Source organism: Streptomyces sp. NPDC002130, from assembly GCF_040296465.1.
In the GTDB taxonomy this organism is placed as follows: Bacteria; Actinomycetota; Actinomycetes; order Streptomycetales; family Streptomycetaceae; genus Streptomyces.
The window spans coordinates 1-9177 of the sequence record NZ_JBEOXI010000294.1 but is presented as its reverse complement, the minus strand read 5'-3'; the positions used below and the strand labels follow the sequence as shown (position 1 = coordinate 9177).

The window sequence follows — 9177 nt, the reverse complement described above, 5'->3', positions numbered from 1 at the left end:
CGCGCTGCTGTCGGAGCGCTGCAGTACGGCGGCGCAACCGGGCCGGGAGTTCTCGATCCGGGCGAACGAGCCGCACTTGTCGGAGTAGAAGTACTAGCTGAGCGCCTGCGCGGGCGTGCCGGGCAGGCTGGGGTCCGGGGTGAAGAGCCACTCCAGCATCTCTTCGTCCGTGAAGCCGTCGTCCCGCAGGAGCGTCAGGGTCCCGGACAGGCCCTTGACGACCTTGTCCCCGTCGATGAAGGCGGCAGGGACGTGCAGCGCGCGGTTCTCACCTCGGCGTACGGCGATGAGCTGGCCGTCCTTGACCAGCTGCCGCACACGCGTCACCTCGACGCCGAGCTGTTCGGCGATGTCGGGGAGGGTGAGCCAGGCGGGGACGAGAGCATCGATCTTTGCGTCAATCTCGGTCACGGAAACCAGCCTGCCATTTGCCACTGACAGTCGGAAGTCGGACCGGTCCACCCGGGCGGACGCGCCGGGCCCGGCAGCACCGCCCCGCGGCCCTCACCGAGGCCGTCGCGTCTACGCCGTCGCCGCTTTCATGGGCCTGGCCGGATCGGCCAGCAGCACCGGGTTCATCGGTGTGCCGGACTCGATCAGGCGGCGGCCCTGCGCCAGGTCCCGGGGCCGCCCCACCGCCAGGAGTGCGACCAGCCGTTGGCCCCGCAGCCAGCAGACCGTCCAGGCCGGACCGGAAGGGTCGCCCCGCCACAGAGTGGTGTCCGCGGCCGCGTGGTGCCCGGCGTACTGGACGAACCGCCCGAACTGCTCGGACCAGAAGTAGGGCACCGGGTCGTACACCGCCGGTGTCTCCCCCGTGGCCCCGCCGACGATGTTCACGGCGACCGTGCGCGGACCGTGGAGGGCGTTGTCCCAGTGGTGGATCAGCAGGCGCTCGCCGTAGCGCCCCGAGGGGAAGGAGGCGCAGTCGCCGACCGCGTACACATCCGGCACGGCCGTGCGCAGATGCTCGTCGGCCACGATCTCGCCGTGGGGGCCCAGCTCGATCCCGGAACCGGCCAGCCAGGCAGTCGCGGGGCGGGCGCCGATGCCGACGACGACAGCGCCCGCCGGCAGCCGCGAGCCGTCGTCGAGGACGACGACACCGGGTTCGACACGCTCCACGCGCGCGTGCGTCCGCAGGACCGCGCCCGCGTCGGCGTACCAGCCGGCCATCGGGGCGGCGACCTCCGCCGGCAGCGCCCCGGCGAGCGGGCGTTCGGCGGCCTCGACCACGGTCACCGCGCAGCCCGCCTCGCGCGCGGCGGTGGCGAACTCCGCGCCGATCCAGCCCGCGCCGACGACGACGATGTCGTGCTGGCGGGCCAGCACCGGCCGCAGCCGCTCGGCGTCGTCCAGGGTGCGCAGCAGATGCACACCCGGCACGCCCTCGGTGCCGGGCAGCCGGACGGGTTCCGCGCCGGTCGCGACGACCAGGACGTCGTACGGCACCGGCCCGGCCTCGGTGTCCAGCTCGTGGTCGGCGGGGCGCAGGCCCAGCACCTCGCAGCCGAGCCGCAGTTCGATGCCGAGGGCTTCGAAGTCGATGTCGAAGGCGGAGCCCTCGGACTTGCCGAGCAGAACGGCCTTGGACAACGGGGGCCGGTCGTACGGCTGGTGGGGCTCGGCGCCGATGAGGATCACGTCACCGGTGAAGCCCTGCTCGCGCAGCGCGACGGCGGTCTGCACCCCGGCCATGCCCGCACCCGCCACGACGACGCGCCGGGGCGCGGACGGACCTCGTTCCTGCGTCTGCTCGCTCACCTGATCACCATAGACACCTGACGTTTTGTCAGTCAGTGCTCATGCGCCGTGACCTGCTCCACAACGCTCGTGCCGCTGCCCCGCCGGGACTCCCACTCCCAGGTCTCCTCCAGCCGCACCCGCCCGTCGGGCAGCTCCACGACCGCCGACACGCAGTGCCCCGAGGACGTGGTCCCGTCCCGCTTGAGCTGGACGTACCGGAAGTCCAGCCGGTCACCTTCCCGGGTACCCACGAGATGCCCGCGTACGACGTCGCCGCCCGTGTACTCGGCCCAGATCTCGCCCTCCCGCTCGTGGTACGTGAACCGGGTGCGGGTGCCCACCTGACCCGGTGCCTGGTCGGCGACCGGGGCGAGGACGAGACCGTCGAGGGACCGGGCCATGGACTGAGGCTCCCTTACTGCGGGGCAGGGCATCGGGCTAGGGTGGCCAACGTAAAGCACTCGCGGGAGCCCGGACGCACCGGGCTGAGAGGGAGGCTGGCGGCCTCCGACCGTACGAACCTGATCCGGGTCATGCCGGCGAAGGGAGGGGCTGGACGCCCATGTCGCCTACGTCCACATCGTCAGACGTCCTGGTCATCGGGGGCGGGATCATCGGCCTGGTCACGGCCTGGCGGGCCGCGCAGCGAGGATTCGCCACGGCCGTCGTCGACCCCGAGCCGGGCGGCGGGGCCGCACAGGTCGCGGCCGGCATGCTGGCCGCCGTCACGGAGCTGCACTACGGCGAGCAGACCCTGCTCGGCCTGAATCTCGCCTCGGCCCGGCGCTACCCGGACTTCGCCGCCGAGCTCACCGAGCTGACCGGCCGGGACCTCGGCTACCGCCGCTGCGGCACGCTCGCCGTGGCCTTGGACGCCGACGACCGGGCCCACCTGCGCGAACTGCACGCCCTGCAGCAGCAGTCGGGCCTGGAGTCGCAGTGGCTGTCGGGACGCGAGTGCCGGCGCCTGGAGCCGATGCTCGCGCCGGGCGTGCGCGGCGGGCTGCGGGTCGACGGCGATCACCAGATCGATCCCCGGCGGCTGGCCGGTGCCCTGGTCGCCGCCTGTGAGCGGACGGGCGTGGTCTTCCACCGGACGTGGGCGGAACGGCTGACCGTGGTCCGGGACCGGGCCGCGGGCGCCGTCCTGGCCGACGGGACCGAGGCCGCCGCCGGGCAGGTGGTGCTCGCCGGGGGCAGTCTCAGCGGGCGGCTCGCGGGCGTTCCGGAGGACGTACTGCCTCCCGTGCGGCCGGTGAAGGGGCAGGTCCTGCGGCTGACGATGCCGCTGCGGCACGGGCCGTTCCTGAGCCGGACCGTGCGCGCGGTCGTGCGCGGCAGCCATGTCTACCTGGTGCCGCGCGCGAGCGGCGAACTGGTCGTCGGGGCCACCAGCGAGGAGCTGGGCTGGGACACCACCGTAACCGCGGGCGGCGTGTACGAGCTGCTGCGGGACGCGCACGAGCTGGTCCCGGGCATCACCGAGCTGCCGCTCACCGAGACCAGGGCCGGGCTGCGGCCCGGCTCCCCCGACAATGCGCCGCTGCTCGGGCCCACCGGTCTGGAGGGGCTGCTGCTGGCCACCGGGCACTACCGCAACGGCGTCCTGCTCACACCGGTGACCGGCGACGCCATGGCGCACGTCCTGGCGACGGGCGAACTCCCCGGGGAGGCCCGCCCCTTCACCCCGAAACGCTTCAGTCCCGCCACCGCACTCACGGAGCAGCCCGCATGAACATCTCCGTCAACGGCGAGCCCCGGGACGTCGGGCCCGGCACGGCCCTGGACACCGTCGTGAGGTCGCTCACGGCCTCGCCCTCGGGCGTGGCCGCCGCCCTCAACGAAACCGTCGTCCCACGCACCCAGTGGCCCGCCACGCCCCTGTCCGAGGGGGACCGCGTGGAAGTCCTGACCGCCGTCCAGGGAGGCTGACCATGGCCGACGATCCGTTCGTCCTCGGTGGTACGTCCTTCACGTCCCGTCTGATCATGGGCACGGGCGGGGCGCCCAGCCTCGACGTGCTGGAGCGGTCGCTGGTCGCGTCCGGGACGGAGCTGACCACGGTCGCGATGCGCCGGGTGAACGCCTCGGTGCACGGCTCGGTGCTGTCCGTCCTCGACAAGCTCGGCATCCGGGTGCTGCCGAACACGGCGGGCTGCTTCACCGCCGGCGAGGCCGTCCTGACGGCCCGCCTGGCGCGCGAGGCCCTCGGCACGGACCTGATCAAGCTGGAGGTCATCGCCGACGAGCGCACCCTGCTGCCGGACCCGATCGAGACGCTGGAGGCGGCCGAGACCCTGGTCGACGACGGGTTCACGGTGCTGCCGTACACCAACGACGATCCGGTGCTCGCGCGGAAGCTGGAGGACGTGGGCTGCGCGGCGGTCATGCCGCTCGGCTCGCCGATCGGCTCCGGGCTCGGCATCCGCAACCCGCACAACTTCCAGTTGATCGTCGAGCACGCGCGCGTGCCGGTGATCCTGGACGCGGGCGCGGGGACGGCGTCGGACGCGGCGCTGGCGATGGAGCTGGGGTGTGCGGGCGTGATGCTCGCCTCGGCGGTGACGCGGGCGCAGGAACCCGTGCTGATGGCTTCCGCCATGAGGAGCGGGGTGGAAGCCGGGCGGTTGGCGTATCGAGCTGGGCGCATCCCGCGGCGGCACTTCGCGCAGGCGTCTTCGCCGGGTGAGGGTATGGCTGTGCTCGATCCGGAGCGGCCTGCTTTTCAGTGACCCGCGCTTGTGCTGGGGGCGGGTCGGTCCGCAGCCCGGCGCAGCGGGGGGGGCGGACAGACGTCACAGGTCGGCTGCAGTCGCGCCCCGAAATCGGGCGGGGCGGAAGAGCTGTCGGTGTCGGCTCGTACACTCGCCTGCGTGGACACGACCCTTCAGGACCCCTTGGTCGGGCAGGTGCTCGACGGCCGGTATCGCATCGACGCGCGGATCGCGGTCGGCGGGATGGCCACGGTCTACCGGGCCGTGGACACCCGGCTCGACCGGGTCCTCGCGCTCAAGGTGATGCATCCCTCGCTCGCGGTCGACGCCTCGTTCGTCGAGCGGTTCATCCGCGAGGCGAAGTCGGTGGCCCGGCTGGCCCATCCGAACGTGGTGCAGGTCTTCGACCAGGGCACCGACGGCTCGTACGTGTACCTGGCGATGGAGTACGTCGCGGGCTGCACCCTGCGGGACGTGCTGCGCGAGCGCGGGGCGCTGCAGCCGCGCGCCGCCCTGGACATCCTGGAGCCGGTGCTGGCCGCCCTGGGCGCGGCGCACCGCGCCGGATTCGTGCACCGCGACATGAAGCCGGAGAACGTCCTGATAGGGGACGACGGGCGGGTCAAGGTCGCCGACTTCGGCCTGGTCCGGGCCGTGGACACGGTGACGAACACCACCGGCACCGTGCTCGGCACGGTCTCCTACCTCGCCCCGGAGCAGATAGAGGACGGCACCGCCGATCCCCGCGTCGACGTGTACGCGTGCGGCGTGATGCTGTACGAGATGCTGACCGGCGACAAGCCGCACGACGGGGACTCCCCGGCCGTGATCCTCTACAAGCACCTGCACGAGGACGTGCCCCCGCCCTCGGCCGCCGTGCCCGGCATGGCGTACGAGCTGGACGCGATGGTGGCCTCGGCGACGGCCCGCACCCCGGCTCTGCGCCCGCACGACGCGGTGGCGCTGCTCGCGCAGGTCCGCGACGGACGCGGCCGGCTGGACGAGGAGCAGCTGGACGCGGTGCCGCCGCAGGCGCTCGCGGTGGACCACGACAACGGCGACGACCGGACGACCGTGATCCCGCGCGCCCTGACCACACCGCGCCCGCTGCCGGTGAACGAGGACGACGAGGGGGCCGCCCTCGACCGCACCAGCAGGTTCGCGACCCCGCCGCCGCCTCCGCCGTCCCGGCGACGCCGCCCGGGATTCCGGCGCGGACCGGCGGCCATCGCCGTGGCCGTCCTGCTCGTGCTCGGCCTCGGCGCCGGCATCTGGTACATCAACTCCGGCCAGTTCACCAAAGTCCCGCCGCTGCTGGCGAAGACCCAGGACGAGGCCGAGGACCGGCTGCAGGACGCGGGTCTGGAGGTCGGCAAGGTCAGCCATGCCCACAGCGACACCGTCAAGCGCGGCACGATCATCGGCACCGACCCCGAGCCGGGCGCCCGGATCCGCGTCAACGACTCCGTGTCGTTCACCATCTCCGACGGCCCCGAGACCGTGCGCGTGCCCGCCCTGGCGGGTCGGAAACTGGGCACGGCGCAGGACCAGCTGAGGGACGACGGGCTGGAGCCGGGCATGGTCACCCGGGAGTTCAGCGAGGATGTACCGCGCGGCTCGGTGATCTCCGCGCGCCCTGCGGACGGCACGAAGGTGCGGGCGGGCACGGCCGTCGCACTGGTCGTCAGCAAGGGCGCCCGCATCGACATCCCCGACGTCACCGGTGACGACGAGGCCGACGCCCGGGCCGAGCTGGAGGACGCCGGCCTCAAGGTGAAGATCGCCACCGAGCGGGTCAACTCCTCCGAGTACGACAAGGGCCAGGTCGTCCGGCAGACGCCGAGGTCCGGCGGCCCGGCGGCCGAGGGCGACACCGTCACGCTGACGCTGTCGAAGGGACCCGAGATGATCGAGGTCCCGGACGTGGTCGGCGACAGCGTCGACGACGCCAGGCAGGCGCTGGAGGGCGCCGGGTTCGAGGTCGACGAGGACCGCGGGCTGCTCGGCCTGTTCGGCGACACCGTCAAGAGCCAGTCCGTCGAAGGCGGCGAGACCGCGCCCAAGGGCTCGACGATCACGATCAAGATCAGGTGAGGCCGGCGGGCAGAGGCCCGCGGACGGGGCAGGGCCGGACGCATGACACCCTGAACGGGTGAACAGTCAGCTGTCCGGTCCCTCCCGCAACCCGGTGGGCGGCCACGTCCCCGTGGCCGGTGGGCTCCATTCCGTAGGCCTGTCGTACGCCCGTGATCTGGAGGCGGAGGCCGTCCAGGTCTTCGTCGCCAACCCGCGCGGCTGGGCCACGCCGACCGGCAACCCCAAGCAGGACGAGGCGTTCCGCGAGGCGTGCGCGGCCGAGTCGATCCCGGCCTATGTGCACGCCCCCTACCTGATCAACTTCGGCTCGCACACCGAGGCGACCGTGGAGCGGTCGGTGGAGTCGCTGCGGCACTCGCTGCGGCGCGGGCGGGAAATAGGGGCGCTGGGCGTGGTCGTGCACACCGGCAGCGCGACCGGGGGCCGGGAGCGGTCCGTGGCGCTGAAGCAGGTACGGGAGCACCTGCTGCCGCTGCTGGACGAGCTGACCCACGACGACGACCCGTTCCTGCTGCTGGAGTCGACGGCCGGGCAGGGCGCCTCGCTGTGTTCGCGGACGTGGGACTTCGGCCCGTACTTCGAGGCTCTGGACGCCCACCCGATGCTCGGCGTGTGCCTGGACACCTGCCACATCTACGCCGCCGGGCACGACCTGACCGGCCCGAGCGGCATGCACCAGACGCTGGACCTGCTGGTGGACACCGTCGGCGAGGGCCGGCTGAAGCTGATCCACGCCAACGACTCCAAGGACGTCGTGGGCGCGCACAAGGACCGGCACGAGAACATCGGCGTCGGCCACATCGGCGAGGACCCGTTCCGGGCGCTGATGACGCATCCCGCGACCGCGGGCGTGCCGCTGATCATCGAGACGCCGGGCGGCAAGCAGGGGCACGCGGCCGACGTGGAGCGGCTGAAGAAGCTGCGCGACGGCTGACCGCTCAGAGGTCGGGGCCGTCCCCCGGCAGCTCCTGGTACGAGTAGCGCTGCTCCCGCCAGGGGTCGCCGATGTTGTGGTAGCCGCGCTCCTCCCAGAAGCCCCGCCGGTCGGCGGTCATGTACTCAACACCGCGCACCCACTTGGGGCCCTTCCAGGCGTAGAGGTGGGGGACGATCAGGCGCAGCGGAAAGCCGTGCTCGGCGGTGAGCAGCTCGCCGTCCTTGTGGGTGGCGAACAGGACCTGCTCGTCGGCGAAGTCGGACAGCCGGAGGTTGGAGCTGAATCCGTACTCGGCCCACACCATCACATGGGTGACGTCGTCCGCGGGCGGGGCGAGGTCGAGGAGCGTGCGGGCGGGAATGCCGCCCCACTCGGCGCCCAGCATGCTGAACTTCGTGACGCAGTGCAGATCGGCCACGACGGTGGTGTGCGGCAGGGCCGTGAACTCCTCGTGCGTCCAGCAGTGCTTGCCGCCGCCGGCGGTGGCACCGAAGACGCGGAACTCCCAGCGCTCGGGCCGGAACTTGGGGACGGGTCCGTAGTGCGTGACCGGCCAGCCGCGTTGCAGCCGCTGGCCCGGGGGCAGCTCCGGCTGCGCCGCTCCTGCTGGATCGCGCCCTTCTCCCGATTCGTGTTCCAGCGGCTGACCCATGACTCCATCCTGACAGACCCGGGGTGATGCCCCTGACCGAGGTCACCGCGAAACGGAACAAACTCGACTAAGCATGCCCTTACTTACTAAGTGCAGACTTACTGGACGATCTTCTTCACCAGTGGAATCATGCGGCGCAACCTGCCAGTTCCCCCGCGCGGAAGGAGCCTCTGCGATGCAGGGCGACCCCGAGGTCCTCGAATTCCTCAATGAGCAGTTGACCGGCGAGCTGACGGCGATCAACCAGTACTGGCTGCACTACCGGATCCAGGACAACAACGGCTGGACCAAGCTCGCCAAGTACACGCGTGAAGAATCCATCGACGAGATGAAGCACGCGGACAAGATCACCGAGCGCATTCTCATGCTGGACGGCCTGCCCAATTACCAGCGGCTCTTCCATGTACGGGTCGGCCAGACGGTCACCGAGATGTTCCAGGCGGACCGGCAGGTCGAGGTCGAGGCGATCGACCGGCTCAGGCGCGGCATCGAGGTGATGCGCAGCAAGGGCGACATCACGTCCGCGAACCTCTTCGAGTCCATCCTCGAGGACGAGGAGCACCACATCGACTATCTGGACACGCAGCTGGAGCTGATCGACAAGCTCGGTGAGGCGCTGTACATCGCGCAGCAGATCGAGCAGCCGAGCTAGCTCCTGCCGTCAGGCGGCGTCTTCCAGCTCCGCGAGCACCGGCTCGCCGCGGTCGGCCAGGTCGCGGCGGGGGCAGGATCCCCTGCCCAGGATCGCCTGGATGCGGCGTACACAGGACCCGCAGTCGGTGCCCGCCTTGCAGGCGGAGGCTATCTGGCGGGGGGTGCAGGCGCCGCCGTCCGCGTGCTGCTTGACCTGCTGCTCGGTGATGCCGAAGCAACTGCACACGTACACGCCGTTCACCTCCCGACGGGTCGTTCCCGGATCTGCCGTCCCCGTTGATCGGTGAGGCTAACCTAACCTTACCCGTCGGGTCGGGAGCGGAAAAGTGGAGCGCGGACCCGAACAGCACCGCAACGTATCCGGCGTCCGCCTTTCC

11 protein-coding genes and 1 riboswitch are annotated in these 9177 nt (G+C 71.7%); of the genes, 6 read left to right on the top strand and 5 right to left on the bottom strand.

The window, feature by feature from the left end; all coding sequences use genetic code 11:
• Positions 1-93: 93 nt before the first annotated feature.
• From ABT116_RS35675 to ABT116_RS35665, 3 genes are all read right to left on the bottom strand, one after another.
• Entirely contained in the window at positions 94-411 is a 318-nt protein-coding gene (locus ABT116_RS35675; protein ID WP_351642712.1) for an Rv2175c family DNA-binding protein, read from the bottom strand.
• Between the two features lie 111 nt (positions 412-522).
• A complete protein-coding gene (locus tag ABT116_RS35670) occupies positions 523-1764 on the bottom strand; it encodes an NAD(P)/FAD-dependent oxidoreductase (RefSeq protein WP_351642709.1) in 1242 nt (413 codons plus the stop codon).
• 32 nt (positions 1765-1796) lie between these two features.
• Positions 1797-2147 carry an avidin-fold protein gene (locus tag ABT116_RS35665; protein ID WP_351642706.1) on the bottom strand — a complete coding sequence of 117 codons (351 nt, stop codon included), beginning with the start codon at positions 2145-2147 and terminating at the stop codon, positions 1797-1799.
• Between the two features lie 52 nt (positions 2148-2199).
• Positions 2200-2311, top strand: a riboswitch (TPP riboswitch).
• Between ABT116_RS35665 and thiO the strand changes: the two genes are divergently transcribed.
• The 5 genes from thiO (at position 2309) to ABT116_RS35640 (ending at position 7491) form a co-directional block, all read left to right on the top strand.
• Entirely contained in the window at positions 2309-3481 is a 1173-nt protein-coding gene (gene thiO / locus ABT116_RS35660) for a glycine oxidase ThiO (RefSeq protein ID WP_351642703.1), read from the top strand. It overlaps the preceding riboswitch by 3 nt.
• Positions 3478-3678, top strand: a complete 201-nt coding sequence (thiS, locus tag ABT116_RS35655; RefSeq protein ID WP_351642700.1) for a sulfur carrier protein ThiS — start codon at positions 3478-3480, stop codon at positions 3676-3678. The genes thiO and thiS overlap by 4 nt, the downstream gene beginning before the upstream one ends.
• A 2-nt stretch (positions 3679-3680) precedes the next feature.
• Complete coding sequence (locus ABT116_RS35650; RefSeq protein WP_351642697.1) at positions 3681-4478, top strand: thiazole synthase; 798 nt, start codon at positions 3681-3683, stop codon at positions 4476-4478.
• 141 nt (positions 4479-4619) lie between these two features.
• Positions 4620-6554, top strand: coding sequence for a Stk1 family PASTA domain-containing Ser/Thr kinase (pknB, locus tag ABT116_RS35645; protein ID WP_351642693.1), 1935 nt, complete (start codon positions 4620-4622; stop codon positions 6552-6554).
• A gap of 58 nt (positions 6555-6612) precedes the next feature.
• Positions 6613-7491 carry a deoxyribonuclease IV gene (locus ABT116_RS35640; protein ID WP_351642690.1) on the top strand — a complete coding sequence of 293 codons (879 nt, stop codon included), beginning with the start codon at positions 6613-6615 and terminating at the stop codon, positions 7489-7491.
• Positions 7492-7495: 4 nt separating this feature from the next.
• Here the strand turns inward: ABT116_RS35640 and ABT116_RS35635 are convergent, their stop codons facing one another.
• The gene (locus tag ABT116_RS35635) at positions 7496-8146 is read right to left on the bottom strand and encodes a sulfite oxidase-like oxidoreductase (RefSeq protein ID WP_351642687.1); all 651 of its coding nucleotides are present in this window, start codon (positions 8144-8146) and stop codon (positions 7496-7498) included.
• 175 nt (positions 8147-8321) lie between these two features.
• Here ABT116_RS35635 and bfr point away from each other — a divergent pair, with 175 nt between their 5' ends.
• Positions 8322-8798: a bacterioferritin gene (gene bfr, locus ABT116_RS35630; protein WP_344457173.1), complete on the top strand. Its 477-nt coding sequence runs from the start codon at positions 8322-8324 to the stop codon at positions 8796-8798.
• 9 nt (positions 8799-8807) lie between these two features.
• Here bfr and ABT116_RS35625 read toward each other — a convergent pair whose 3' ends face one another.
• The gene (locus ABT116_RS35625; protein WP_351642684.1) at positions 8808-9041 is read right to left on the bottom strand and encodes a (2Fe-2S)-binding protein; all 234 of its coding nucleotides are present in this window, start codon (positions 9039-9041) and stop codon (positions 8808-8810) included.
• Positions 9042-9177: the final 136 nt, after the last annotated feature.

Coding starts and splice junctions, on each gene's coding strand:
- bfr (WP_344457173.1), top strand. CDS start 8,322: ATGCAGGGCGACCCCGAGGTCCTCGAATTCCTCAATGAGCAGTTGACC.
- thiS (WP_351642700.1), top strand. CDS start 3,478: ATGAACATCTCCGTCAACGGCGAGCCCCGGGACGTCGGGCCCGGCACG.
- ABT116_RS35650 (WP_351642697.1), top strand. CDS start 3,681: ATGGCCGACGATCCGTTCGTCCTCGGTGGTACGTCCTTCACGTCCCGT.
- ABT116_RS35635 (WP_351642687.1), bottom strand. CDS start 8,146: ATGGGTCAGCCGCTGGAACACGAATCGGGAGAAGGGCGCGATCCAGCA.
- thiO (WP_351642703.1), top strand. CDS start 2,309: ATGTCGCCTACGTCCACATCGTCAGACGTCCTGGTCATCGGGGGCGGG.
- ABT116_RS35665 (WP_351642706.1), bottom strand. CDS start 2,147: ATGGCCCGGTCCCTCGACGGTCTCGTCCTCGCCCCGGTCGCCGACCAG.